21 protein-coding genes and 1 pseudogene are annotated in these 26458 nt (G+C 60.5%); 11 read left to right on the top strand and 11 right to left on the bottom strand.

Going from position 1 to position 26458, the window contains the following annotated elements:
• Window positions 1-176: 176 nt before the first annotated feature.
• From ABM562_RS26395 to ABM562_RS26380, 4 genes and pseudogenes are all read left to right on the top strand, one after another.
• Window positions 177-2153 (top strand): annotated as a pseudogene (locus ABM562_RS26395) (TonB-dependent siderophore receptor); the annotation flags it as partial.
• Window positions 2153-2434, top strand: a complete 282-nt coding sequence (locus ABM562_RS26390; RefSeq protein WP_258579200.1) for a hypothetical protein — start codon at window positions 2153-2155, stop codon at window positions 2432-2434. The pseudogene ABM562_RS26395 and the gene ABM562_RS26390, both read left to right, overlap by 1 nt.
• On the top strand, window positions 2431-3933 hold the full coding sequence (locus ABM562_RS26385) for a PepSY-associated TM helix domain-containing protein (protein ID WP_460423876.1): 1503 nt from the start codon (window positions 2431-2433) through the stop codon (window positions 3931-3933). Before ABM562_RS26390 ends, ABM562_RS26385 begins: the two co-directional genes overlap by 4 nt.
• Before the next feature lie 12 nt (window positions 3934-3945).
• Window positions 3946-5163, top strand: a complete 1218-nt coding sequence (locus tag ABM562_RS26380; RefSeq protein WP_460423875.1) for a RhtX/FptX family siderophore transporter — start codon at window positions 3946-3948, stop codon at window positions 5161-5163.
• Window positions 5164-5405: 242 nt separating this feature from the next.
• Here ABM562_RS26380 and ABM562_RS26375 read toward each other — a convergent pair whose 3' ends face one another.
• Together ABM562_RS26375 and ABM562_RS26370 are read right to left on the bottom strand one after the other, a co-directional pair.
• Complete coding sequence (locus ABM562_RS26375; protein ID WP_010225377.1) at window positions 5406-5897, bottom strand: GNAT family N-acetyltransferase; 492 nt, start codon at window positions 5895-5897, stop codon at window positions 5406-5408.
• Between the two features lie 273 nt (window positions 5898-6170).
• Window positions 6171-7331, bottom strand: coding sequence for an IS30 family transposase (locus ABM562_RS26370; RefSeq protein WP_460423874.1), 1161 nt, complete (start codon window positions 7329-7331; stop codon window positions 6171-6173).
• Between the two features lie 234 nt (window positions 7332-7565).
• Here ABM562_RS26370 and ABM562_RS26365 point away from each other — a divergent pair, with 234 nt between their 5' ends.
• Window positions 7566-10277 carry an AAA domain-containing protein gene (locus tag ABM562_RS26365; RefSeq protein ID WP_460423873.1) on the top strand — a complete coding sequence of 904 codons (2712 nt, stop codon included), beginning with the start codon at window positions 7566-7568 and terminating at the stop codon, window positions 10275-10277.
• Window positions 10278-10464: 187 nt separating this feature from the next.
• On the opposite strand, the gene ABM562_RS26360 is transcribed toward ABM562_RS26365, so the two are convergent.
• Together ABM562_RS26360 and ABM562_RS26355 are read right to left on the bottom strand one after the other, a co-directional pair.
• Window positions 10465-10929, bottom strand: coding sequence for a hypothetical protein (locus tag ABM562_RS26360; RefSeq protein WP_460423872.1), 465 nt, complete (start codon window positions 10927-10929; stop codon window positions 10465-10467).
• 236 nt (window positions 10930-11165) lie between these two features.
• Entirely contained in the window at window positions 11166-11786 is a 621-nt protein-coding gene (locus ABM562_RS26355; RefSeq protein ID WP_460423871.1) for a DcrB/PsbP domain-containing protein, read from the bottom strand.
• Window positions 11787-11950: 164 nt separating this feature from the next.
• Here ABM562_RS26355 and ABM562_RS26350 point away from each other — a divergent pair, with 164 nt between their 5' ends.
• Together ABM562_RS26350 and ABM562_RS26345 are read left to right on the top strand one after the other, a co-directional pair.
• Complete coding sequence (locus ABM562_RS26350) at window positions 11951-12664, top strand: tellurite resistance TerB family protein (protein WP_460423870.1); 714 nt, start codon at window positions 11951-11953, stop codon at window positions 12662-12664.
• Between the two features lie 142 nt (window positions 12665-12806).
• Window positions 12807-13358, top strand: a complete 552-nt coding sequence (locus ABM562_RS26345; RefSeq protein ID WP_460423869.1) for a YdeI/OmpD-associated family protein — start codon at window positions 12807-12809, stop codon at window positions 13356-13358.
• Window positions 13359-13432: 74 nt separating this feature from the next.
• On the opposite strand, the gene ABM562_RS26340 is transcribed toward ABM562_RS26345, so the two are convergent.
• From ABM562_RS26340 to ABM562_RS26330, 3 genes are all read right to left on the bottom strand, one after another.
• Window positions 13433-14230, bottom strand: a complete 798-nt coding sequence (locus ABM562_RS26340) for an aminoglycoside adenylyltransferase family protein (protein ID WP_134062460.1) — start codon at window positions 14228-14230, stop codon at window positions 13433-13435.
• A 94-nt stretch (window positions 14231-14324) separates the two neighbouring features.
• Window positions 14325-15713: a hypothetical protein gene (locus ABM562_RS26335; protein WP_460423868.1), complete on the bottom strand. Its 1389-nt coding sequence runs from the start codon at window positions 15711-15713 to the stop codon at window positions 14325-14327.
• A gap of 54 nt (window positions 15714-15767) precedes the next feature.
• Window positions 15768-16340, bottom strand: a complete 573-nt coding sequence (locus ABM562_RS26330) for a LuxR C-terminal-related transcriptional regulator (protein WP_010223563.1) — start codon at window positions 16338-16340, stop codon at window positions 15768-15770.
• 137 nt (window positions 16341-16477) lie between these two features.
• On the opposite strand from ABM562_RS26330, the gene ABM562_RS26325 reads away from it, so the two are divergent.
• The 3 genes from ABM562_RS26325 to ABM562_RS26315 are packed head-to-tail and all read left to right on the top strand — an operon-like array spanning window position 16478 to window position 20584.
• Window positions 16478-17656, top strand: a complete 1179-nt coding sequence (locus tag ABM562_RS26325) for an acetyl-CoA acetyltransferase (protein WP_115086455.1) — start codon at window positions 16478-16480, stop codon at window positions 17654-17656.
• Window positions 17657-17658: 2 nt separating this feature from the next.
• Window positions 17659-19200, top strand: a complete 1542-nt coding sequence (locus ABM562_RS26320) for a class I adenylate-forming enzyme family protein (RefSeq protein WP_460423867.1) — start codon at window positions 17659-17661, stop codon at window positions 19198-19200.
• Window positions 19201-19243: 43 nt separating this feature from the next.
• Window positions 19244-20584, top strand: coding sequence for an MFS transporter (locus tag ABM562_RS26315; RefSeq protein ID WP_115086457.1), 1341 nt, complete (start codon window positions 19244-19246; stop codon window positions 20582-20584).
• 70 nt (window positions 20585-20654) lie between these two features.
• Here the strand turns inward: ABM562_RS26315 and ABM562_RS26310 are convergent, their stop codons facing one another.
• Entirely contained in the window at window positions 20655-21371 is a 717-nt protein-coding gene (locus tag ABM562_RS26310; RefSeq protein ID WP_134062466.1) for a CPBP family intramembrane glutamic endopeptidase, read from the bottom strand.
• Between the two features lie 208 nt (window positions 21372-21579).
• Here ABM562_RS26310 and ABM562_RS26305 point away from each other — a divergent pair, with 208 nt between their 5' ends.
• Window positions 21580-22260, top strand: a complete 681-nt coding sequence (locus ABM562_RS26305) for a phytanoyl-CoA dioxygenase family protein (RefSeq protein WP_346617207.1) — start codon at window positions 21580-21582, stop codon at window positions 22258-22260.
• Window positions 22261-22444: 184 nt separating this feature from the next.
• Here ABM562_RS26305 and ABM562_RS26300 read toward each other — a convergent pair whose 3' ends face one another.
• From ABM562_RS26300 to betI, 3 genes are all read right to left on the bottom strand, one after another.
• Window positions 22445-23887, bottom strand: coding sequence for a purine-cytosine permease family protein (locus ABM562_RS26300; RefSeq protein WP_346617208.1), 1443 nt, complete (start codon window positions 23885-23887; stop codon window positions 22445-22447).
• A 285-nt stretch (window positions 23888-24172) separates the two neighbouring features.
• The gene (locus ABM562_RS26295; protein ID WP_460423864.1) at window positions 24173-25582 is read right to left on the bottom strand and encodes an amidase; all 1410 of its coding nucleotides are present in this window, start codon (window positions 25580-25582) and stop codon (window positions 24173-24175) included.
• Entirely contained in the window at window positions 25582-26175 is a 594-nt protein-coding gene (gene betI / locus ABM562_RS26290; RefSeq protein WP_134062514.1) for a transcriptional regulator BetI, read from the bottom strand. Before betI ends, ABM562_RS26295 begins: the two co-directional genes overlap by 1 nt.
• Window positions 26176-26458: the final 283 nt, after the last annotated feature.

Below are 26458 nucleotides of genomic sequence, written 5' to 3'. Positions count from 1 at the left end.
TACATCTGGGAGTCGCAAAGGCAGGACGGGGTGGCCAGCATCGCCGGGCGCATCTGGGGATGGTGCTGGTGCTGGGCTTGAATCCCCTGGCGCTGGCCATTGCTGCAGAGAGTGGCAGCGGGGCGCTGCAGCTGGGCAACATCGAGATCACCGGCAAGGACAGCGCAAGTAGCGTGACCGCACCCGGCGTCACCACCATTGGCAAGATGCCGCTCAAGTTGCGCGAGACCCCGCAATCGGTGAGCGTGATCGACCACGAGCGTATCGAGCAACAGAACCTGTTCAGCCTCGATGAAGTGATGCAGCAGGCCACCGGGGTCACTGTGCAGCCGTTCCAGTTGCTGACCACCGCCTATTACGTGCGCGGCTTCAAGATCAACTCCTTCGAGCTCGATGGGGTGCCGGCCTTGCTCGGCGACACCGCCAGTTCACCGCAAGACATGGCGGTGTATGAACGGGTCGAGATCCTGCGCGGCTCCAACGGCCTGCTGCATGGCAGTGGCAACCCGGCAGCCACCGTCAACCTGGTGCGCAAGCGCCCGCAAAAGGACTTTGCCGCCAGCACTACCTTGAGTGGCGGTAGCTGGGACCGTTACCGCGGCGAGATCGACGTCGGCGGGCCGTTGACCGACTCCGGCAATGTGCGTGGGCGGATGGTTGCGGCCTACGAGGACCGTGACTACTTCTACGATATCGGCAAGCAGGACACCCAGCTGCTCTACGGCATCAGCGAATTCGACCTGAGCCCGGACACCCTGCTGACCCTGGGCGCGCAGTACCAGACCATCGATTCGGTGACCAACATGGCCGGCGTGCCGATGGCCAAGGATGGGTCGAGCCTGAACCTGCCGCGCTCCACTTACCTGGATGTCGACTGGGATCGCTTCAAGTGGACCACGCGCCGGGTGTTCGGCTCGCTGGAACAGCAACTGGACCACGACTGGAAAGCCAAAATCGCTGCCGAGTACCAGGACGCTGATTCCAGCCTGCGCTATGCCGGGGCCTTTGGTGCAATCGATCCGCTTACCGGCGACGGCGGGCATCTGATGGGCGCCGCATACAAGTTCGAGAGTACCCAGAAGAGCGTTGATGCATCGCTCAACGGGCCGTTTACGTTGTTCGGCCGCAGCCATGAGTTGCTGCTGGGCAGCAACTACAGCCAGGGTGAAACCGAACAGCGCATGGCGAACTTCACCACGCCGCTGAACGTGCCGGTGAACGTCTATCGCTGGGACCCGCACAGCGTGCCCAAGCCGGGTATCGGCGGCTATACCTCGCCGGGCTCGACCACGACCACGTCCAAGGGCGTCTACGCGCTGACCCGTTTCAAGCTGCTCGATCCGCTGACCCTGGTGGTCGGCGCCCGGGCCAGCTGGTGGGACCAGGACGCGCCGGGCGATCACTTCAAACCCGGGCGCGAGATCACCCCCTACGGCGGGCTGATCTGGGACTTCGCCCAGGACTGGTCGTGGTACGCCAGCTATGCCGAAGTCTTCCAGCCGCAGACCGGGCAGACCTGGAGCGGTGAACTGCTCAAGCCGGTGGAAGGCAAGACCTATGAGACCGGGATCAAGGGCGAGTTGCTGGAGGGGCGCCTGAACGTTTCCCTGGCAGCGTTTCGCATCGACCTGGAAAACAATCCGCAGGTTGACCCCGAACACCCAGGTGCCGGGCCAAACACCTATTACATCAGCGGCGGCAAGGTGCGCAGCCAGGGCTTCGAGCTGGAAAGTACCGGCTACATCACCCCGGACTGGAGCCTGTTCGCCGGCTATACCTACACCACCACCGAGTACCTTAAAGACACCCGCAGCACTTCGGGCGACCGCTATGCCGAGTTCACTCCCCGGCACATGCTGCGACTCTGGAGCCAGTACGAGCTGCCGTGGCAGGACCGGCGCTGGAGTGTTGGTGCCGGGGTGCAGGCGCAAAGTGATTTCTCTGCGCAATCGGGCGCCGTGTCGATGGAGCAGGGCGGTTATGCGTTGCTCAACGCGCGGGTTGCCTATCGCATCGACGAGCACTGGACGGCCTCGCTCAATGGCAACAACCTGGCCGACCGCAAGTACTACCAGAGCCTGTCCACCCCCAACTGGAACAACCGCTACGGTGAGCCGCGCAGCCTCAACATGACCCTGCGAGGCACGTTCTGATGGCAACCCCCGGCCTCGGGCCATGGCCACTGCGCATCTGTCTTGCACTGGCCGGCAGTGTGCTGAGCAGCCTGCAACTGGCGGTGCTGCTGGCCCGGCACTATCCCTGGGGCGGCGGGCTTGAGCGGCTCTACGCCGGGATTTTTCTCGGCTTGGGCTTTCTCGTGACGGTGCTGCTGTGGGCGCTACTGGCGCCAGATCGCCAGCGTGTGGTCTATCGCTCCGGCGTCTGGCTGTTGCTGTTCACCCCATGGCTGTTGTGGGAAGGGACCCGGACATGATGGGGGCACCGCGGGCGCTGGTGCAGCGCGTGCATTCCGGCGCTGGAGGCGTGTTTGGCCTGCTGCTGTTCGTGATTCTGCTCAGCGGGGCCTGGAGCATGGCCCATGAAGACTTGCGCACCTGGTTTCGCGGCCCGGCAGCCTTGGCACCAGGGCCAACACTGCCCCTGACGCAGTGGCTGGAGGTGGCGAGCCGGCATGGCCTGGCGCCGGAGGCGTTGCACATCCGCTTGCCCGATGGTCAGCGTGCGGTGGTTGAACTATGCGCTTCAGCCAACCAGTGCACTCTGGAACTGGACCCGGCCACTGGCCGGGAGTTGGCGCCGGTAAATGCAGCCGACATCCTCTTCAAGCTGCACAAGAGCCTGTTTAGCGGGTTCCCCGGGCGGATCCTGATCAGCCTGCTGGGCGTGGTGTTGTTGCTGATGATCTGGGCGGGCAGCGCGCTGCACAGCGGGCGTTTGCAGGACCTCAAGCGCTTGCGCCGCGACCGCGGCCTGCGGGTGCTGGCCCATGACCTGCACAGCCTGATCGGCCGCTGGGCCGGGCCGTGGCTGCTGTTGTTCGGGGTCACCGGGGCGCTGTCCGGCCTCGGCGCCCTCGGCACGGTGGCCCTGGCTGGGCAGGCGTTTCCCGGGGCCCCGCAGCAAGCGTTCATGCAGTTGCTCGGCGCCCCGCCGCAGGTCGAGCCGCAGGCCGCCACGACCCAGGCGCTCGATCTCGATCAACTGCTGCACAACGACGCGGCGGCGCACCCAGGCTTTGCCGCCCAGAGCGTCACGCTGCATCGCTGGGGTGAACCCGGGGCCTGGGTGGAAGTGGCCGGCATCGAGCAGGGGCTGCCCAGTACCGCCGTGTTCGAGCGGCATGCCTACCGCGGCGATGACGGCCAGCCCCTGGGCACCAGCAGCGCGAGTGGGCGTGGGTTCTGGTTGCAGGCGTTCATTGCGGTGCAGCCGCTGCACTTTGCCGACTATCGCTGGCTGCCCCACGCGGGGCCGCTGTTGCGCGCGGTGCATTTCGGCATGGCATTGGCGGCGGCGGTGCTGGTCCTCAGCGGCCTGTACCTGTGGCTGGAGCGCCGGCGGCTCAAGGCAGGCGCGGGTTGGCAAGTGCTGCTGCGAATGGTCGTCGGTGGCGGCGGCGGGCTGCTGGCTGCCAGCGCTGTACTGCTGTGCGCCGGAGCGCTGGCCAATCTGGGGCTGTTGCCGCCCAGCGTGCTGCCGGGGTGCTTCTGGGGCAGCTGGACCGCCAGCCTGCTGCTGGCGGCGCTCATGCCGCCCCAGCGGCAACCGTTGCGCCTGCTGTTGAGCGTGGCCGGCCTGGCTTACCTGAGCGCCGGCGCCTTGCACCTGGCTGGCAGCCTGGTGCACGCCAACCTGGTCGTCTGGCCGATCGACCTGGTGCTGCTGCTCGGTGGCGCCAGTGCCCTGTGGGCGGTGCGCCGCCTGACTCTTTTTACGCGTACGGCACGGGCTGCCGACGCCAACGCTGTTTGATTGGAGACTCAAATGCTGGATCTGTTGAAACATTGGCGCATGGTGCTGACGTTCGCCCTGTTGTACCTCTCCCAGGGCATTTGCTTCGGCATCGCCATGGATGCCTTGCCCACGCTGTTGCGCCACGACGGTGCTGCACTTGATGCCCTGGCCTTCCTGCCGCTGGTGGGCCTGCCGTGGGTGGTGAAATTCATCTGGGCACCGCAAGTGGACAACCTCTGGAGCCCGCGCCTGGGGCGGCGGCGCAGCTGGATCATGCCGATGCAGATCCTGGTGCTGCTGTGCCTGGTGACCCTGGCGAGCATTGGCCTGAGTGTCGACACCGCAGGCTGGGCCGTGGGCCTGCTGATCCTTGCCTCGTTCGCCAGCGCCACCCAGGACATCGCCACCGACGGCATGGCCGCCGAGTATTTCAGTGAGAACATGCTGGCGCGGATCAACGCGATCCAGGTCGGCGGTACCATGTTCGGCTTCTTCGTCGGTGGTGCCGGGGCGCTGTTGCTCAGTGGCCACTTCGGGCAAACCACGGCCTTTGGCCTGTTGGCGCTGGTGCCGTTGGCGAGCCTGTGCTGCGTAGGCTGGCTGCACGTAGCACCCGCGAAGAAAAAACAGCCGGACGTAGCGCACGCGAGCCTGCTGCGCTTTATCAAACGGCCCAAGGCCGTGTCGCTGGTGGTGCTGGCGTTGCTCTCGGCCATGACTGCGGTCTCCGGGTTCGGCTTGTCGAAACTGTTCCTCAACGATGCCGGCTGGTCCTTGCAGGCCATCGGCCAACTGGGCATGAGCGGCGGGGTGGTGACCATCGTCCTGGGTTGCGGCGGTGGTGCCTGGCTGATCCGCGTGCTGGGCTTGTGGCCGGCGTTCATGCTGGCGGTGGCCATGGCCGGGGTGGCCGCACTGGTCTGGCTGCTGCAGGCCAGCGGGGTAGTGGCGACCCAGGTCGGGTTGATCTGGCTGGCGGTAGGGCTGGGCTCGTTTGCCACCGGCGCTAGCTCGGTGGCGATCATGACCGCATCGATGGCGTTTGCCGGGCAAAGCGACCAGGCCGGCACCGACATGACCGCCGTGCAAAGCACCCGCGACCTGGGCGAGATGCTGTCGTCCTCGCTGTTGCTGGGGTTGACCGCGCAGGCCGGTTACAGCGGCGGGTTTCTGGCAGGGGCGCTGATGGCGATGGTGGCGTTGCTGGTTGCGCTGAACCTGGCGCGGTATCGGGTTATCGCTGAGTAGGGGGATCGTCCGCTCGAACGGCGATTAGACGGTGGGAGCGGGCTTGTCCCGCGATAGGGTCATGGCCGCGTGATAGACAATGCCCATGGCCCGGATCGCGGGGCAAGCCCGCTCCCACCTGGATGCCATACACCGGCAGCTCTGGGTCGAAAGCAGTCACCCACGACCGGCAGCTAACGACCCAAAGCAGCCTTTCATCAACAGCTAGAATCGGCGACCAGGCTCCTAGATAGGCAGTCAAATCACGAAACGGTTTTTGCCATCTCAGATGTATTCGCCCAGCCCAGTCCTTCATACACCGGCTTGCCGGCCTTGGTCGCGTGTAGCACGGCAAAACTCATTCCGCGTTGCGCAAATTCGGCTTCAGCCAACTTCATCAGGGTTGAAGCCAGGCCCCGGCGCCGGTAAGCAGGTTCGACGAAAACATTTAGCACATAGCCGCGCTGGTCTAAGGCCGGATGGGACGGATGAGGTGGCCAGTCGATATTCATCAGACCTATCGCCGCCACAGGCTGCCCCGTGTCCATCAGCGCAAAACCGTAGTAGCGGCCATCGAATAGGCGCTGGTGCAACCAGGGCCGGAAGTGCTCAGTCATCACCCGCAACTCCGATGGGTCTCCTCCCGCCTCAAGGAACATCGTTTCACGGTGCACACAAATGATCTCACGGTCATTTGGCCCTAGCCGACGGGCCGTCAAGCCTGAAAAATCGATGTTGCCGGGAATATCTTTCATCGTATGCACCTGGACGGAGCGGCCGATGGTAGGGCGGTCAATAGGAGAATGTTAGACACAGATTGAATAAAAACGCGCCATACAGCGATCGCGGCGCACGCATCCGCTCTTCAACGGATACGCTACGACTTCAACGCTGGTCATGGCATATACGCCCTAGAGCGTAGCTAAGCACTCCGAAGCTGTTGACCGGGACGACATTGTTGGATGATTGTTTTTGACCGCTTTTGGCCGTTAGCTGACCTACATGAATGACCGCTCTGGATTGTGGATTCAACCGGTCGATGCAACAGATTGGCTAAATCGTTCAGTGGGCGTTTCGTAGTTTAGTGTTTTCCGGGGGCGGCTGTTCAGCTGCCTTGCCACTTCATTGAGCGTGGCTTGCGAGTGCTCCGCAAGGTCGGTCCCTTTCGGGAAGTACTGCCTTAACAACCCGTTGGTGTTCTCATTCGATCCCCGTTGCCAGGGGCGATGAGGGTCGCAGAAGTAGACCTTGATGTCGGTAGCCACCGTAAAGCGCTTATGGTCAGCCATCTCTTTGCCGCGATCCCACGTCAGCGATTGGTAGAGTCCCTCGGGAAGTTCGCGGGCGTTTTCGATCAGGGCGCTGATGACCGTCTCGGTATCCTTACCAGCCAACTTCACCAGCATTACGTAACGTGTATGACGCTCCACAAGAGTGGCAATTTGGATGTTCCTGCTACCGCACAGCAGGTCACCTTCCCATTGACCTGGTACCGCCCGATCCTGAGCCGCGGCCGGGCGTTCGCGGATCGATACCGCGTCTGTGATTCGACCGTGATTTTCTTTCTTCTGCGTGTGATGGCGCGAGCGACGCATGGCTCGCGTTCGCCGTAAATGCTCAAGCAACTCCTTCTTCAGAGCCCCGCGAGCCTGTATGAAGAGGGTGCGATAGATCGTCTCGTGTGACACCTGATAGCTCGTATCGTCCGGGTAGGTGCGTTTCAGCCAGCCGGCAATTTGTTCCGGTGACCACTGCAGTTGAAGCTTGTCTGCAACAATTTGCGTCACCGCTCGGTTCTCAACAAGCTTGCAGACCTTGGGTCGATGGGCGCGATCCCAGGCAGACTGATCAGCTCGATTAGCCCGATAGCTGCCTTGGCCACCGTTGCGTCTGATCTCACGACTGATCGTAGAGGCTGCTCGCCCTAGAAGCGCGGCTATGGAACGGATCGAGTTACCTGCCACCACTGCACGCGAAATATCTTCGCGTTCAGCCAACGTCAGGGCCAATCTGGACCTGCGCCGTACAGCGGGTCTGATGCCCCCGGTCTCCGCCAAGATGCGCTGTATCGATGAGTGGTTTCGATCAAATAGTTGGGCGATGTGCTGAAGAGAGTCGCCTTTTTGCCAGTGATCCCACATCAGTTTTTTCTGGCTTTCGGTGTAATAGATCCGAGGTCTCTGCTTCATCTGCAACACTCCTTCTGCTTACACAGAATTTAGTTGTGTTGCATCGACCGGTTGAATTCACAGTCGATTGCTGCCGTTTGCGATGAGCTGCTCTCGACGAGAAGCACGGAAGATGACTAAACGCATGAACCGGCTATCGACCCTGCACGTAATGATGGCAATATGACTCCTCTTGGAGAAAGTAGCATTCGGCGCGAGGCGAAGCCGGATGTCATGTGCATAGGGATAAGGAATATGGTTTCGGTTCAGGTGGATGGTGAGGACAAGACCGCAAAAATCAGCGACTGGGCGATTCGCTGGAGCGACAAGTACGAAACCCTGGAACTGACCTGTCACTTCCCCTCCAAGAAAAAATACATCCGCCCGCTCAGTAACTGCCAAGTTTCGCCCACCCGCGAGTTGACCAATGTATTGCTGCACAAGCCCGGCAGCACGATCGCCACGCCCATTGCCAAAGCTACGATTTACGGCGAGCGATATGCCGTCGTGCACTACCCGGGCGCCGAAAAGCCCTATGTCTACAAGATGGACGGCATCGGCTTTACCGCCCCGACATCGATCAAGGACACGCCGGTCTTCCGCTATTTCACTACCGTGGCGAATGCCCGACAGGATCACGCTGAGTCGAAGACTGATCGTGAAATTGCCGACAATGTGGTGCGCCAGCTCGGAAAACTGCCCGCCATTGCTGGCACTGCCTTGCAAGCCTATTGTACGGGGCGCAACGGCACGCTGGCGCTGGGTCAGGGGCTCATCTATCCGTTCGGGCTTAACGAGAGTCAGCTTCAGGCGGTGGAGCGGGCGTTCAGCGCGCAAATCAGCGTGATCGAAGGCCCGCCAGGGACCGGCAAAACCCAGACGATCCTCAACATCCTCGCCAATATTCTGTTACGTGGGCAGACGGTAGCGGTGCTGTCCAACAACAATGCTGCCGTGGAAAACGTCTACGAAAAGCTGGAGAAATATGGCTTGGGCCACTTGGTCGCCAAGCTTGGCAACCAGGACAAACGTAAGGCCTTCTTCGCCGACCTGCCTGCGTGGCCATCAAGCGCGCCCGAGCCGGCACCCTCCCTGGATGAGATCCAGGCCTTGCTGACCCGTTTGAAGCAGCACCTGCAAGACCACAACAGGGCGGCACAACTGCAAATCGAGCTGGACGAGCTGGTCATCGAGCGGCGCTACCTGCAGCAGTGGCAGGCAGAAAGCGATGTGCAGGCCACAGGCTCGCTCGATAAGTACGGGCTGACACCGCACAAGACTGCGGATCTCATGGCCTATCTGGCTTACCTCGGCGAGCAGCGCATTCATCTCAAAGACCGCATCGAGCTACTGTTCAAATTCAGAATCTTTCGCACCAAGCCATTCGCCGAGGGCGAGGCGCGCATGGCCGTTTTCCATGCACTGCAGATGCATTACTACGACAAGTCGCTACGGGACAAGGAAGCGGAGCTGCGGGCGTGCCGTGAATCGTTGGCGCGCGCGAATTTCACGGCTCTGCTGAAAGAACTGACAACAGCGTCGATGCACCATCTGAAGCAGCATCTGCATCTTCAGGTACCGCCGTCGGACAGCTTTGATGTCAAAACTTACTGCAGGCATTTCGATGCCTTCGTGCAGCGCTTCCCTATCCTGGGCAGCGGCACGCACTCCATCGTCAATTCGATCGCGCCGGGGGCGATCCTCGACTACGTGATCATCGACGAAGCCTCTTTGCAGGACATCGTGCCGGGCATCCTGCCACTGGGCTGCGCAAAGAACCTGATCGTTGTTGGAGACAACCGCCAGTTACCGCACATCCCCGTGACACTGGGACTTCAGGCGCCTGCCGAGGCCTACGATTGCGAGCATTACAGCCTACTGGATTCGTGCATCGCCGTTTTCCAGGACGCGCTGCCCAGGACCCTGCTGAAAGAGCATTACCGTTGCCACCCCAGGATCATCCAGTTCTGCAACCAGCAGTTCTACGACAACACACTGGTGCCGATGACCGAGGACAAGGGCGAAGCTCCCCTGCGTCTGGTGGTGACGGCCAAGGGCAACCACGCACGGCAGAACACCAACCTTCGGGAGTTGGACTCCCTGCTCAAGGTGCTTGAGGACGAGGGGCAGCCCTTCGGAATGGACGGCGAAGGCCGCGGTTACATCGCCCCGTTCCGGGCACAGGTCAACCTCTCCGGCACGCGCCTACCGGCGGATTTCGTCAAGGACACCGTGCACAAGTTTCAGGGGCGGGAGTGCGACGAGATCGTCTTCTCCACCGTGCTGGACAAGAAGCGCTACAACCAAGCGCGAAGACGTCTGGATTTCGTCGACGATCCACGCATGATCAATGTGGCAGTGTCGCGGGCCAAACATCGCTTCACCCTGGTGACCGGCGATGAGGTGTTCACCGACAACAATGGCCACATCGCCGCCCTGATCCGCTACATCAGCTATTACACGCAGGACGAGCAGATCGTACGCGCGCCGGTAGTGTCGGCATTCGATTTGCTGTACCGCGAGTACGACCAGTCCCTGGCGCGCTTGAATGCCCGCCTGCGGCCCGAGGATTCGCGCTACAAGTCCGAGCAGATCGTGGCGCAACTGCTGCGCGAGGCACTGTCCGCCCCGGCGTTCCTGGCATTGAAGTACCACGCTCAGATCAAGCTGGGTCAGCTCGCATCGCCAGGTAACCCCGAATGGACGGAGCGCCAGCGGGCTTTCATGAGGCGCGCCAGTTGCGATTTCGTGATCTATTTCAAAGTGGGCAAGACCCCGCTAGGGGTGATTGAGGTCGATGGCGGGTACCACGACCGACCTGAGCAGGCGGCTCGGGACGCCTTGAAGAATGATATTTTGGCTAGAAGTGGCATTCCCATCCTGCGGCTGCGGACAGTCGAGAGTGACATTGTTCAGAGAGTCGGCGACTTTATCCACCAGTGGGCTAGCCCTACCCCTGGCACATAAGCAGCAACGGGTCAGAAGCCGACAGTCGCTAATGGCAGCAATCGACCCAAAGCGGAAGTAGCTGTATCCCGAGAGCAGACGTTGAGAAAGCCTGTCGACGCGGCGGCTAACGCGTCCGTGCGGGTACCGGATCCCAGTTTTCGCTAGACACTCAAGTCGGTGATTCCGCCTCTTTCAGGCGAGCTGTTTAGAGGGGCCAGTGTGTTCGTAGTCTGGCTAGCTCTCGCCCTAATGCACACAACTCTTTGTTGAACGCGGCCAACTCCGCAAGGCTGTATTCAAAGCATTGCTGCGAACCGGAGGGAAGTCCAATGACATTGACGATCTTGTGACGGTGGGCCTCGACACCCCATCGGCCGTGGACCATCTGATTGCGCTGCAGCCGAGCTGCATGCACACGCTCAATCCAGCGTTCATAGGCTGCACGATGTTCGGAGCCGGCCGGTAACCTCTCTGTGACTCGCTTCGAAAGCGTTTCGAGTTTCGTATGGATACTCTGTCCTTCGATCGAATTCGATCTTATTTCCAATTTGTTGCCGTTGTCCAACCACACTAAACAGAGCCCTAAATTCATATCCATGGAAGAGAATGCGAAGAGCATCTGTCCGAGTAACGATGCCGCCTCAGCTTGCATCGCCTCTTGACGGGACATCAGTTGTCCAGCTGTTTCGACCGGGTCAGGCGTTGAAATAGGGTCCAAAGCATTTCTCGCATTCGTAGTCTGGGTGGTGCAGAGTTCAGCACATTATTCCAAAGGCCGCTTTTGGCTGTGGATTCAACCGGTGGATTCAACCCCAGAGCCCTTCGAAACCTGGGGCGATTCTCCGTGCCGAGAGGCCTTGGTTCCGAGCGCTGCCTAAGCATTGCAAGCCTTAGGGCGCTTGCATGCTATTTACCCTGATTTTTGCGAGATTCCGAAACTGGCACCGAGGATTCACCCGCGATTCGCTTGACCAGCGCTGCATGACCGCTGGCTTCGTCGCTGCGGGAAATGACCTGGATGACGGCCATGCGATCGCCGGAGCCTGCGATAAAGGTGCTGTTCAACGTTTTGCCGCCGCCCAGGGTCGCCGTACTGTCGATTTGTCGCACACCCAGGCCGTTGCGGTTAAGGCGCGATTCGCCGGTTTGTCGAAAGTCCGGCAGCCCGGCGCTCTGGCGGTCGACGAAACCACTGACGGCGCCGTCGAGGAAGGCATCGTCGTTGTCGCCAGTGCGAGACGCTTCGGGGAGGGGTTTCTCGATCACCATGACCACTCGCTTTTCCTGCGCATTGGCATACAGGGTACCCACGGCGCCGGCGCCTTCGCTGTTCTGTTCATCGGCGCTCAGGGGGCTGGCGATGAAGCCTGCCGGCAGGTTGAAGCTGAACTTGCCGCCGAGCACCGCGACCTTTACTTCAGGTTTCGGCTGGGTGCTGGGTTTGCTGGCGGCATGCAGATTCGACAGGCCCAACAGGCCGACGACGGCCAGGGTCAGCGTCAGGGTTGTTTTGTTGAAAATCGACATACAGCCTCTCGTGGGGCATGGGGCAGGGCGGGGTGGATATGCTCACATAAACCTGCCTGCTCGGTAAGCCCCGGGGTCTCCGTCGGCCAGACGGTCATGGCGGATCGCCTTGAGGGGGCTATCGTTGCTTGTCTGGGCAACAACTACCGACCGAGGGCGGTGCCATGAACACCAGTGATTTACTCGAACAGTTACTTCGGGCCGGGCAGGGCTCGCAAGCGCAACAAGGGCGCGGCGGCATGTCAGCGCAAGACGGCCTGGGCGGTTTGGGCGGCTTGCTGGGCGGTCTGCTTGGCGGCGGCAGTGCAACGGGTGGCGGTAATGGCCTGGGTGGTTTACTGGGCGGCCTGTTGGGTGGCAACGCGGGTGGCTCCACCCAGGGGCGCTCCGCTGGTGGCACCAATTACGCGGCCCTGGCGTCGTTGGGCAAGATGGCGTTCCAGGCTTATCAAAGCTGGCAGCGCAGCCAGGCGGCAGCCCCGCAACAGGCGCTGCGTACTGTCGATCAATTGTCCGGCCCCGAGGCCGAGGATCACAGCCATGCAATCTTGCGCGCGCTGATTGCGGCAGCCAAGGCTGACGGTCGCATCGACAAGCAAGAAGAAGTTTTGATTTACGCTGAAATCAAACGTCACACCAGCGACCCGCAACTGCAGCAATGGCTGGATGAGGAAGTCAGCAAGCCACTCGATGCTGCCCAGGTGGCTCAGTCGGCCCAGGACCCGGCCGTGGCTGCGGAAATGTACCTGGCCAGCGTGATGCTGGTGGATGACCAGCAGGACGCAGAGCGGGCCTACCTTGATGAACTGGCCGGCGCACTGCAAATCGATCCGACATTGCAGGTGCACCTGGAACAGCAGGCCAAGGGCGTCGCCTGACCGGGCTGAGATGCCTGCGCTCTTCATCAATCAGGTGGGAGCGGGCTTGCCCCGCGATTCTGACCATGAAAATTGTCTGTCATGCTGCCATGACCCTATCGCGGGACAAGCCCGTTCCCACCGACTCACGAAGAACGTTGCAATGACAACAATCGATGTGAAATCCCGATTCGAAGCCAAGCTTCTTCGTCCGGCAAAGCCTGGTAATGATACGTCGTGGGCGTTCGTAGTACTGCCAAGAGACGCGAGTGAACAGCTTCCGAGGCGAGGAAGGACGACAGTTGAAGGCACAATCAATGGACACCACTTTCAGGCAACCCTTGAACCGGATGGTCAGCTGAGCCATTGGTTGCAGGTAAGTACAGAGTTACTCGAAGCCGCAGGTGCGGCCGTTGGGGATATCGTTACACTAGCGCTGACCCCAGTGAAGAGTGAACCCGAGCCTGACATCCCGGCAGATTTTCAGGAGGCACTGGTAGCCACTCCTGAGGCTCGTATAGCCTGGAACAATACGACGACCCTCGCACGAGTAGACTGGATACACTGGATTACTTCAGCCAAGCAACTGAAGACGCGCGCAAAACGAATTGGCAGTGCCTGCGATATGCTTGCATCCGGCAAGAAGCAGGTTTGCTGTTTCGACCCGTCCGGCTACTACAGTAAGGCCTTCTGTGCGCCCGAGGCAGAAAATTAGTAAATGGAGCATTCCGTTGAATATGCCTGACAACTATCGACCCGAGGCGGCCTCTCGCTTGGCGCAAAGTCAACCTAGGCAGACTTCGAAAGTTCGCCCTCGATTTCCCTTTTGCAGAACCGGATAGTTGCCTCGACTCGGTCCGGGAGCATTGCCAGTCCGTCTTCCTGACCGCTGAGGTAAGCGTCGGCCGCGATCATCATGAGGGCGGCGTGTTCAGGCGGTAGACGTTCGCTGACCCAGGCAGCGGCTGTATCTTTCGTGGCAATTTTGCCGGTGGCTGCACTGAACCAGATGCGCGCCAAAGCCAATAGGACGTTTTTCTCGTCCCCATTCCAGTCTGACTGCGCTTTCCACTGAGCGATGGTGTCGGTCAATGCCGATACGAAGTCGGCCGCTGGCACGGCCTCGAAAAGGCACACGGCTTCGGGGCCGTGCAAGGGCGTGCTGTGAAGCCGTAACTTGGTCATCAGGATAGCGAGGTCGGGGTCGACCATGGCCGATTCAAAGCGGCCGGCCTCTATGTCGTTGCGCAGCCATTCCCCAAACTGCATTTCGCGCTTCGGGGGGTAGCGCCAAGGCCTGAGTTCGCTGAGGGCGACCACTGTAAGCTCCAGTGCTCTGAGTACAGCGCTGCTACCGGGCCAAGCCGAATGCACCAGAAGCTCTTGCATCAACGCACGCCGAGAGGTTTCGCATAGCGGTACATCAATGGTGGCCATGAGGTCGATATCGCTCAGCGGCTTCAAGCCACCCTCTAATGCCGAGCCGTACAGGTGAATCGCCCGGAGGTTATCGCCCAGATGGCGCTCAAGAACAACGCAGACCTCTGCAAGTTGAGGCGTGATTTGCGCGGGAGGCGTGGCGGTCATGGATAAGCTCCAGGCATGGGAGTGAGGACTCCCTAAATGGAATAGTCCGCACTCTATCACAGGCACTGGTAGGCGCTTTTGACCGACAGCTGTCCTAGCGGACCGACTCCACTCGCCATGTCCAGCGCCCCAACGGGCTGTTCTGCGCCGCCTGCACAAACACCCCGTAGTCTTCGAGATAGTGGTAGCCCTCGGTCCATTCAGAAGTAGCCGTTTTGTGCTTGGAGCAGCTCAGCGGCTTGGCCATGCCTTGCAAGGCGGGGTTTATCTGACTGGCTGGCAGCGCGGCGCCGACCTTGCAGGTGACGGTAGTGGTGAAAGGCCCCGTGGTGGTGGCCTGGACCAGGTCATAGGCCACTTCGCCGTGTTCCGGCAGGCGTTGCCAGTCGCCTGTGAAGCTCAAGCCGATGACGTGCAAGGAGTCTTCTACCTGGTTGCCGTTGTTGCGGTCGAACGAGCGGTTGGCCAGCTCGATCAGGCCGCGGAAAGTCAGCAGCAGCTTGGTGCCCAGCACCGAATCCACTGGCTGCAGCAGCAGCTGGCCGCTCTGCGGGTCACGGCTGAAGATGTCCTTGCGCTGCACGCCGGTGATCTTCATGCCGTTGAGCACCAAGGCGTCGTAGCGATAGTGCAAAGCCTGTAGCGTCAAGCGCGGTTCGGGCAGTTGCAGGGTATTGATCGCCGCCAGCACGGCTGGCGCCGTCTTGGGTGTATCCAGCTGTGGCGGCAGTGGCGTGCGCACAGGGGGCGTCGCCATCCGGGCCCAGGTGGCAGCGGGCTGGCAGGCAGATTCGATCAGGCGTTGCTGCCGGCTGTCTGCCTGGGCCAGCGGCGTCATTGGGTTGTTCAAATCGATCTTGCCGTTGTACATCCGGCCATTGTCGTCCACCTTGAAGTCGCTCAATGGCTTGAAAGTGCGCTGCTTGCAGTCGATGGCCAGGCGCTCATGCAGTTGTGCAATCTGGCCGTACCCTTTGACTGCTTGATAGTTGGCAAGTTGAATGCTCGTCCAGATCTTGAGTACGCCATCCTCGTGAATGGCGCTGTTGCGGTCCAACACCAGCCAGTCTTGACCTGGCGCGGTGTCCAGCGCTCGCCAGTCAGGCACGGCGCGGTAGGCGCAGGCATTTTTGAGTTGTTCGCTGCGCTGCAGCACCTGCAACTGTGGTTGCGGAAGGCTGCTGGATTCGTCGTTGTCAGAAAACGCCTGCATGCCTCGATTGGTTGGATAGAACATGCTGCCGCTGGGTTGGTTGCAGGAGGCGTCAAAGCGGGCGACCCAAGGGTTGCTCGCGGAGGGCCTGATTATGTAGGTGATCTGGTCGCCTTGACGGATGATCGAGTCGGGTGCGGCCGGTTCGTCGATCACTTTCTCGAACACTTCAAGGCCAGGGTGCTTGGCCGGTGGTTGCGGCTTGGGCGGGGTGCTGCAGGCGGCGAGGGCGAGCGGCAGGGCTAATGAAAGCGAGAAACGGGCATCCATGCAAAAAAGCTCTTGGTCAAAAAAAGCGCGATTTTACCTGACCTGCACTGGTGCTCAACTGATGAAGATAATTTTCGACACCAGCTCTGCGCTGTTCTTGGCCTGAAGCTTCTTCATCAGGCGGGCGCGGTGGACCTCCACGGTGCGGTGGGAAATGCCCAGCTTGCGCGCCACTTCCTTGCAGGTCAGGCCATTGACGATATGCAGCGAAATCTCCCGTTCGCGCGGAGTCAGCTGGATGGTCGGCGCCGGCTGGCGATCCAGGCGCTCGAAATGCCAGACCATCAGTTTGAACGGGTCTTCCACCGTCAGGGAAAACCCGTGCGCCCGGGCCCAGAACACCTCGCCGTTGCGATGCTGCATGAAGCGCTCGTCGGAGTAGAAGGCGCCGGGGCCGTTGCGCAGCCAGTGCTCGCTGCGCTCGCCGATGCTCTGGTAGTCGGCCTGGGAGGGATACAGCAGCAGGGTCAGGTGGCCCTGCAAATGCTCGCGCTCGTAGCCGAACAGGCGGACGAACGCCTGGTTGCAGTCGAGCATCCGCCGATGGCCGGTGATCATCTGCGGCGCGGGGGAAACCTGGAAGGCCAGGCGCTCGAGGTCCTGGAAGTGCTGGGCATCTACGGTCATCAGGCATCCTGCCTCGGATTTATCGGCGCGCCCCCTGGGTACTACTTACTGGCGTAAGTAGTTGCCCCAACTAGCGTGTGATTCGGGCGCTGAATCATTGTATGGAATACGCGCTTCAAGGACAGAAGAAAATCACCATGACTCACGACTCCGTATCCATCGTCGCTGCCGCCCACAGCCCTTTCGGTCGCCTGGACGGCCTGAACCTCGAGGACCTGATCGTCAAGGTTACCCGCGAGGTCCTGGCGGACGCTGAGATCGACGCCGCACAAATCGACGCGCTGTTTCTCGGTCACTTCAACTCCGGCCTGGTGGCCGATGGTTTCCCCGCCTCGCTGATGCTCCAGGCCGACCCGCAACTGCGCTTCAAGCCTGCCACGCGCTGCGAGAATGCCTGCGCCTCGGGATCTGCGGCGATCCAGGCCGGGATCAACGCGATCCGCAGCGGTGCCGCCGAGCTGGTACTGGTGGTCGGCGCGGAGAAAATGACCGGCAACAGCACCGTCGAAGTCACCCGCGCCCTGGCCGGCGCCGGCTACCAGAACGCCATGCAGGAGGCCGGCCTGAGCTTCGCCCAGCTGTTCGGCCAGGTGGCGCAACAGTACGCCGAGCGCTACCACAGCCCCTTGGCCTCGATGGCCGCGATCGCGGTGAAGAACCACGCCAACGCCATGGCCAACCCCCTGGCGCAGATGCACCGGGTGATGGACTTCGAGCACTGCAACAACGTGTCCCAGGGCAACCCGCTGATCGCACCGCCACTGCGCCTGACCGACTGCTCGCTGATCAGTGACGGGGCGGCGGCGATCATTCTGGCCTCGCCGCAGCGCGCCCGTTCGATGCGGCGCCAGGTGGCGATCCGCGCCATGACCCAGGTGAACGACTTCCTGCCCTTGTCGCGCCGCGACGTGCTGGCCTTCGAGGGACCGCAACGGGCCATCCAGGGCGCCCTGCGCGAGGCCGGCGTGACCCTGGGCGACCTGAGTTTTGCCGAGGTCCACGACTGCTTCACCATCGCCGAACTGCTGATCTACGAAGCCATGGGCCTGGCGCCCAGGGGCGAGGGGCACCGGGCCCTGGACGAGGGCATCGTGCGCCAGGGCGGGCGCCTGCCGGTGAACCTGTCCGGCGGGCTCAAGGCCAAGGGGCATCCGGTGGGGGCCACCGGGGTCTCGATGCATGCCCTGGGCTTTGCCCAACTGGTCGGTGAACCCATTGGCCTGGGCGTGCCCGGTGCCGAGTTCGGCTTGCTGTTCAACATGGGCGGCATGGCCGTGGCCAACTACGCCAGCGTCCTGCAAGCGGTCAAGGCCTGAGGATGAACATCGCCCATTGGCTGCACGATGCGGCCCAGCGCTGGCCGCGGCGGCCGGCGCTGTTCGAGGGGTGCCGCCAGGTCGCCGACTACCAGGCGTTCGCCGCGCAGGCGCGGGCACGCGCCCTGCAACTGCGCGACGAATACGGCATCGTGCCGGGCGACCGGGTGGCGCTGCTGATGAAGAACAGCTGCGCTTATCTCGAATTGTTGTACGCCATCTGGTGGAGCGGGGCGGTGGCGGTGCCGATCAACAGCAAGCTGCACGCACTGGAAGCCGCCTGGATTGCTGACAACGCCGGGGCCCGGCTGGTCTATACCGATGAGGGCCGGGTGTTCGACGGCGCGTCGCTGCCGGTCGGCTGCCGCGAACTGACCGCCCCCGGGGCGGCCGATCAAGGCCCGGTGCCGGGCGATGAACTGCTGGAGCCGCATCCGCGGCAAGACAGCGACCTGGCCTGGTTGTTCTACACCTCCGGTACCACCGGGCGTTCGAAGGGCGTGATGCTGTCCCATGGCAACCTGATCGCCATGTCCTTGTGCTATCCGCTGGACGTGGACCCGGTGACCGCTGAAGACGCGGTGGTTTATGCCGCGCCGATGTCTCACGGTGCCGGCCTGTACAATTTCATCCATGTGCGCTGTGGCGCCCGCCACGTGGTGCCGGCGTCGCGGGGCTTCCAGGCGGCGGAGCTGTTCGAGCTGGCGCAGGCGCTGGGCCAGGTCAGCCTGTTTGCCGCGCCGACCATGGTCAAGCGCATGGTCGACCAGGCCCGGCAGCAGGGCTATGGCGGCGAAGGGATCAAGACCATCGTCTACGGCGGGGCGCCGATGTACCTGGCCGACCTTACCCAGGCCCTGGACACCTTCGGCCCGCGCCTGGTGCAAATCTACGGCCAGGGCGAATGCCCGATGACCATCAGCGCGCTGTCGCGGGAGGCCATCGCCGACCGTGGGCATCCCGACTGGCCGCTGATCGCCGCGTCGGTCGGGCGTGCCCACGCCTGCGTCGAGGTGCGCGTGGTGGATGCGCAAGGCCAGCCCCTGACCCCTGGCGAACCTGGGCAGATCGCCGTGCGCGGGGCGGCGGTGATGCAGGGCTACTGGGACAACCCGCAAGCCACCCGGGAGGCCCTGGTGGACGGCTGGCTGCTTACCGGCGACATCGGTTTCCTCAACGAGCGGGGCTACCTGACCCTTACCGATCGCAGCAAGGATGTGATCATCTCCGGCGGCAGCAATATCTACCCGCGCGAAGTCGAGGAAGTGCTGATGCAGCACCCCGAGGTATTCGAAGTGTGCGTGGTGGGGGAGGCTGACGCTGAGTGGGGCGAGTCGGTGGTGGCCTTCGTGGTCTTGCGCACGCCCCACAGCCTCGATGCGCAGGCGCTCAACCACTGGTTCCTGGCGCGCATGGCCTCGTTCAAGAAACCGAAAAAATACCTGTTTTGCGCCGAGCTGCCGAAGAACAGCTATGGCAAGATTCTCAAGACCCGGCTGCGCCAGTGGTTGCAGGATCCCACCGGGCCCTTGAACAACCTCTGAAGCGCTGCATTACATGGATAGCACCACGACAGGAGTCCCCACTATGGGCGTGTCACCTTCCAACTCCCAGCGCCAGCGGCGCCGGGCCTTCATCGGCGCCACTTCCGGCCACTTGATCGAGTGGTACGACTATGGCGTCTACGGCTTTTTGGCCGTGTACATCGGCAAGGCCTTTTTCGTCTCTGACGACCCCACCAGCAGCCTGCTGGCGAGCTTCGCGGCCTTTGCCCTGAGCTTCTTCATCCGGCCCCTGGGCGGCCTGTTCTTCGGCCCCCTGGCCGACAAGATCGGCCGGCGCAAAACCCTGATCACCGTGCTGGTGATGATGGCCGGCTCCACCTTCCTGCTGGGGCTGCTGCCAACCTACGCCAGCATCGGCATCGCCGCGCCGGTGATCCTGGTGCTGATCCGCTGTGTGCAGGGCTTCTCCGCCGGCGGCGAGATCGGCACCATCACCAGCTTCATTTCTGAATACGCCGGGCCCGGGCGTCGGGGCTTTGCTACCTGTTGGCTGATGGTTACCGCCGTGCTCGGCCTGCTGCTGGGCGGCGCCGTGGCCAACGGCATGACCTGGGCCCTGGGCGCCGAGCTGATGCAGGAGTGGGGCTGGCGCATTCCGTTCCTGATCGCCGGGCCCCTGGGCTTCATCTCGATGTACATCCGCCTGAAGCTTGAAGACAGCCCGGAGTTCCTCGCCCTGGTCGAGGCCGGGCAGACCTCCAAGGCGCCGCTGCGCGAGGTCTGGCAGTGGAAGCGCTCGATCGCCCTGGTGTTCTTCATCATTACCCTGCACAGCTCGATCTTCTACCTGGTGCTGACCTTCGCCTCGACCTACATGTCCAACACCCTCAAGTTCGACAGCGGCACCACCTTGCTCTACGTATTCGTCGCCAGCCTCTCGGCGGCGCTGGTCATGCCCCTGGGCGGCGCCTTCACCGATCGTTACGGGCGCAAGCCGTTCCTGATGGTCATCGGCACCCTGGCGACCCTGGCCATGTACTGGTTCTTCAAGACCGCGCCCGGCGCCACCCCGGCCACCTTGTTCTGGCCGCTGATGGCCGTGGCGATCCTGTTCGGGCTGTACGCATCCTCGACCTACGCGCTGATGAGCGAGCTGCTGCCGACCCGCATCCGCTCCACCGGCATCGCCGTGGCCTACAACATCCCGGTGGCGGTGTTTGGCGGCAGCGCGCCGCTGATCTCCACCTGGCTGATCAAGGTGACCGGGGACATTACTGCGCCCTGGTATTTCTATGTGGCGACCGGGGTTGCGTCGCTGGTGGCGTTGGTGGTGTTGCGCAAGGAGGATTTTGTTGCCTGTGGGCATGAGGTCAGGCGGGAGGAGAGTGCGCCTGGGCTGCGGTTGGTTGATCCGCGGTCTTGAGTCTGCCAGGCGAGGTCGGCCCAGGCCGCCTTGCCCAAGCAAGGCGGCCTTTTCATTGCGTTGTTGGGCTTCAACCAGGAATCTGGATGTAGTTGAGGATCAACGCGATAACCTCGGTCGACGCGTGCAGTAGTACCGGCACGATCAACCCGCCACTGAGTACGCGGCTGATACCAAACACCAGGCTGGCGGTCAGCAGGGTAAACCCCGTCACGTAGTTGTCGTACTGGATATGCGAGGCCGTGAACAGCAGCGTGCTGACCACGATCGCCGCCCATTGCCAGCCTGGCCCGCGGTCGAGTGGGAACAGGCGCATCAGGTAGTGGCGGAACAGCAGTTCTTCGGCAACCGGCGGGAACAGGATCAAGGTGGCGCACAACAGGGCGATCTGGCCGGGGGCGAGGTCGTCGAAGAAGTGCACCAAGAAGCTTTCGCGGGGGACGTTGAGCAGGTACATCCATGCGGCGCAAAGGCCGTAGATGATCACGATGGCGCCAAGGCCATACAGGTACGGGCGCAGGAACTGTTGGCCCATGATCACTTCGCGCAGGCCTTGTTTGCGATGTTGCAGGTACAGTAGGGCGATCAGGCCTATACCGGCCAGGCCCAGGGAGTTGATGTTCTGTTGGTTGGTGGGCATGTTGGGAAAGGACTGGAGCACGATGACCATGATACCCAGGCTGACGATGAGCAGGGCCAGGAGCAGCATGCCGACGCGCTTGAAGATATTGTAGGGCGCAGCGGTGGGCGTGGAGGGTGTTGGGTAGGTGGGCGCGGAGGAATGCACGGGACGGTCCTTGTGTAGGCAATTCGGCGCGCATAATGCTCGGCCTGCAATTGGGTATCAATGGCCTGACCCAGAAATAAAGTATTTGCGCAGCGCGTGGCGACGCCCTTGAACAGCTCCACAACATTCTCCGATCCGTTGATCGCTACAATGTCGCGACAGCCGCACTTCTGCGAGACGCATGGGTGGTAAGGGAATTGAGGACGCTATGACTGACCGCGAACAACTCCATCGAGAGGGCTATGTGCTGCTCCGTCGAGCTATCCCGGCCGAGTGGCTGGGTGACCTTCGTGCCGTGTTCGATGCGGGGGTGAAACCATCGGGCCAATGGCCAGTGCCGCGTGGCATGGGCTGGCACTATTCGCTGTTGGACTCTGATTCGAGGGTTCAGGCTGTGTGTCGTCTGCCGGAGGTGCTGGCGGCGGTTGGTGAGCTGATCGGAGAACGGTTCTTTCTCTCGCAGGTGGAGGGGCGCGAACCCCTTGCAGGTGGCGGTCATCAGCAGCTGCACCGCGACTTGTCGGCCCAACGGCCGGGCGACATGGTGAGCGCTCTGGCTTATTTCGACGATTATGGTCCCGAGAACGGCGCGACACGTATCGTCCCCGGCAGCCATCGCCCTGAGCAGGGACAGCCGCCATTCGACTTCAGTGACGAGTCCCGGTCTGTGCAGCTTTCGGGCTCCGCTGGCGACATCTTGGTGTTTGATGTCGATTTAGTGCATGCGGGCAGTCTGAACTCAATCGGCGCACGCCGTCGCTCCCTTCTGATTAGCTACTTTTCTGAGTCTCTATACGCGTCACACCTGGAAACAGTGGGCCTGCGAAGTGTTCGGATGGACACGACCGATCGGTTCGATCCCTCGGATTTTGCCTTTGGGGCTCTATAACCCGACCTACCTGACGCAAAAGCCGGTTATCCCTGGCAACACAGCCGGCCCGATGCGCTTGGCTATTGCTCCAGCCAACCTGGCGTCGAAGCATCAGGAGCGGCTGAAGTCGACCTCAACCGCTCTAGCGCATCAAAAGCGGGTTCGTCAGCCAAGCACAAGGCCTGCGAGGGACATTCGATTATCAGTGAGCAGTGCCATTTTCCAGGTTGATGTCCAAGGCTCGCACCTGAGTAAGCTCAGACTGGATATTCTGTGAGCGACAAAGCCACAGATACACCAGGGCCGAGACGGCAAGACCTATTGGCATACTGATATCAGCGCCTCCCAACTGCTCTGCGAAATAACCGGTGTACAACCCCGTATTCGAGAATGGCAGCATCACTGCGAAACCAACGATGTACGAGCCAATCCCTCTCCAGTTCCATCGCCCATAAATACCGTTTGGGTTGAATATTTCGCTGATCGAATATTTACCGTGCCGAACAGCGTAGAAATCAACCAGGTTAATCGCCGTCCAGGGCGTGAAGAGATAAAGCAGTACCGCAAGGAAGTCGCCAAACTCCTTAACGAAATTTTCATCGGCCACGTAGGCCAGCAGCATAGCCGAGCTACCGACCACAACCATTGCCAGAATTCTTTTAAGCAGCGTAGAGGTTTGCGTTTTGATCGTATCGATGATGCTTAAAAGCGTGATTGAAGCACCGTAGAAATTCTGAGCCGCACTGGTAATCAAAATGAGCACGGAAATCACCACGAGCGTTTTGCCGAAGCCAGAAAACACCATGTCCCCAACCATGATTAAGCCAGCTGCAAGGTTTTGACCAGGGCTCAGTGCCGCAGCGGCTGCACCAATTAGCATCATCCAAACACCCCCGATCATCGCGCCGAGATACGTCCACCAGAACGAGGCGCGAACACTGACATCCGCTGGTAAATAACGGGAATAATCAGAGACGTAGATTGCCCAGCTCAGTTGATAAGCGGCGGCCACGAAGAATTGGGCAAGGAACGCATTCAAGTTGAAGTCACTTAATGCCAGTTGCCCGCCGGGCACGTCCATAAAAATGACAAGCCCGATCGTCAATGCCAGCATCATCGCGACCATTACGAAAGCTAGCCCGCGCTGAATTTTATGGAAAGAGTTGTAGCCAACGATAGCCATGAAAATTGCCAGCAACGAAAAAACCATTGCCGAACCAGTTTCAGATACCCCTATTAACTCATGCAGCGTTTGTCCCACCAATAACTGGTTGAATGCGTTATATCCAATGTATGTAACGATCGCGACCAAGTACACTAACAAAGCGCCCAGATAGCCGAACTGGGGGCGGGACTGAATGAGCTGCGGCAATCCCATCTGGGGTCCTTGAGTGGAATGGCCCGCCATGAAGAGCGTACCGAAGGCGCATCCGAGCACGATGGCGATGGCAGACCAGATGAGGTTTGCCCCCATCCCGATACCAATGATCCCGACAGCGAGCGTAGTCAGCTGTGCGCCACCACAAAACCAAATGGGCCACAGATGCCATGCTTTACCGTGTCGCTCCGAGAGTGGAACATGATCGATGGAGCGTACTTCAAAACTGAGTCGTCCAGCTGATGGGGCGTTTTCTTTGGCTAACATGATTACAGTACCTGTTTTTTTTGTGTAGTACAGTTGTTAGGCAGAAAAGTAAATTAGTGGATCTCATCTCAGGCTGCAGGCATTAGCTTCACTGCCACACTGTGAATTCCATTAGTAATATTCTATGCGTTGTGCTGCCAGCGCCCACTAGTTTACTTGTATGCAGAGTTACACACGGATAGAGCGACGACTATCTACGGGCTGAATCTGTGCGGATCACCTTTGGAAAGATCTGATTTATAGCGTTAAAGGTCTCCTATGAAATGGCTTCTCGCAAACCGCACCCTAAAGCGTTGATCCAAAGCTTTTTTCGATTTCGGCCGCAAGCCTCAAGATGGTTTCCTCATCCCCGTACTGGCCAATGATTTGCAACCCGATGGGAATGCCATCGCGCATCACTCCAACCGGAATGCTGATTGCCGGTTGTCCCGTGAGGTTGAAAATCTCGGTGAAGGGCGAAAATGCGTACGCATTGTCGTACCAAACTTGTAATTCCTGCTCTTTTGCCGCAGTGAAACCACCGATAAGAGGGGGCGCTAGAGCAACAGTTGGCGTGATGAGGACATCAATGTCGCTGAACAACCCCGCCATGTTTCGGGACATGCGGTTTTGGACAGCTCTCGCGTTGTGGACATCGAGTGCCGAGCGCGCCTTCGATTGCTCGTACATGGCGTAGGTAACCCATTCAACGTCATTTTTCTCCAAGGGTCGCCCGAGATCCAAAGAGCGCTGGGTCATGAGCGCTTCAATCTCAAGCTGCCAGAACACAGCTGCTGCATCGCCAGCGCCGGTGATATCTGGCCATTTGAAGTCCTGGAGTCGATGACCATCCGCCCCCAGAAAATCGATCACTGCCAAGACAGCACTGTGGATGGAGTCATCAATTTCCGATCCATCAGGTCTTGTGGTAGTGAAGGCGATCTTGAGTGGCGCCGATTTCGCTTGAAGGCTCTCAAGCCAGGAGGTTGGGCCGCCGGGGGCAGCATATGGGGCACCGGCTTCATAGCCCGCCAGCACGTCTAACATGAGCGCAGTGTCACGAACCGTCCGGGTGAGCACATGCTCACAATCCAACCCCCCGACAAATTCTCCGACATGAGGTCCTACTGGGTTGCGGCCACGAGAGGGCTTCAATCCCACCACTCCGCAGACTGAAGCCGGTACTCGGATCGATCCACCACAATCAGTGCCATGTGCAATCGGCACCATCCCGGCGGCAACCGCACAGGCCGACCCGCCACTTGACCCACCTGAAGCGTACTGTGGATTTCGCGGATTTCGGCAGGGGCCGAAATATTCCGGTTCGGTTACGAAATCTCCAGCGAATTCGGGGGTTTTCGTTTTCCCAAGAATGACGGCGCCGGCCTGGCGCAAGCGTCTAACAAATTCGCTATCGATTGTTGCAGGAGGAGCGTCTTTGTACAGACGCGACCCATGCTGGGTGGGAAAACCGCAGACATCGATATTGGTGTCTTTAATCAAGACAGGAAGACCGGCCAACGCACCGACTTTGCGCTGCTGTGCCGATTTGCGAGCGCCCTCGGCATCGACTGAAACCAACGCTCCGAGTTCTGGATCCTGCGATTCAATTTCAGAGATCGCCAAATCCACAAGTTCTGAGGAGGTGACCTGGCCCGAGCCAATTAATTGAACAAGGCTAACCGCATCATTGTTTTTGTATTCATCGCGAGTCATTACTGCACCTTCAGATTGTACCCAAGCAAATTGTTGAGAAACTCGTATGAAAGCTGCCGAGATTCGTTGAGGGTTACCTCGGTTGGATCAACAGCGGCCCGTAGCCAGATGCCATCGATAAAAACCGCGATCATCCTTGCCTTGGATCGAGCCGCAGCAGGGGCCATCGTCTTGGCCAGGGCATGGAACAAAAGCGAGTGGCTTCGCCGAGCCACGATATTTTGAATGCGTTGAAATTGGGCGTGTTGTGGCACCTGAGCCCAGAACGCCAGCCAGGCTGCGACGTTTTCGCGGGTGAGATTCAGCGCACTGACGTTACCGAGTACAAAGGCCTGGACGCGCTCATCGGGCGTGCGAGCTTCGCGTAAGTGATTGAATATCTCGGCGTTAATTCGCTTGTTCAGTTCGCGCAAGGTGGCTTCAAGTAGTGCATTTTTGTCAGAAAAGTAGTGGTGCACTATCCCGTTCGACATCCCGGAGCGGGCACTGACCTGAGCCATACTCGTTCCTGCGAGCCCCTGTTCACCGATCAAGCTCAGCGTTGCTTCAACCAGCTGCTTTTTTCGGATTTCCTGCATTCCTACCTTTGGCATGGCCTGGTCCTTTTTTTCATTGGTCACTCAATGAAAAAAATTAGCATCACCTTTCCGGGTGGATCAAGAAAAAAAAGGCCCACCAGACCAAACAGCATGGTGATGACGGTTACGCCATTGTGAATGTCGTTTTTACGAATCCGTTGGGGATGGGTGGGAAGATCACCCCATGCAGCAGAGAGCAGCAGGCCTTCGCCAGGCCTTGCTTGCGCAGCTTCGGTGATTGATCCAAGTGGTTTACTGTTGAGCTATCGCTGGCTTTCCAGGGAACTCTGCGCAATCC

The organism is Pseudomonas sp. ZL2 (assembly GCF_054788455.1).
This window is presented reverse-complemented; position numbering and strand designations above follow the sequence as displayed.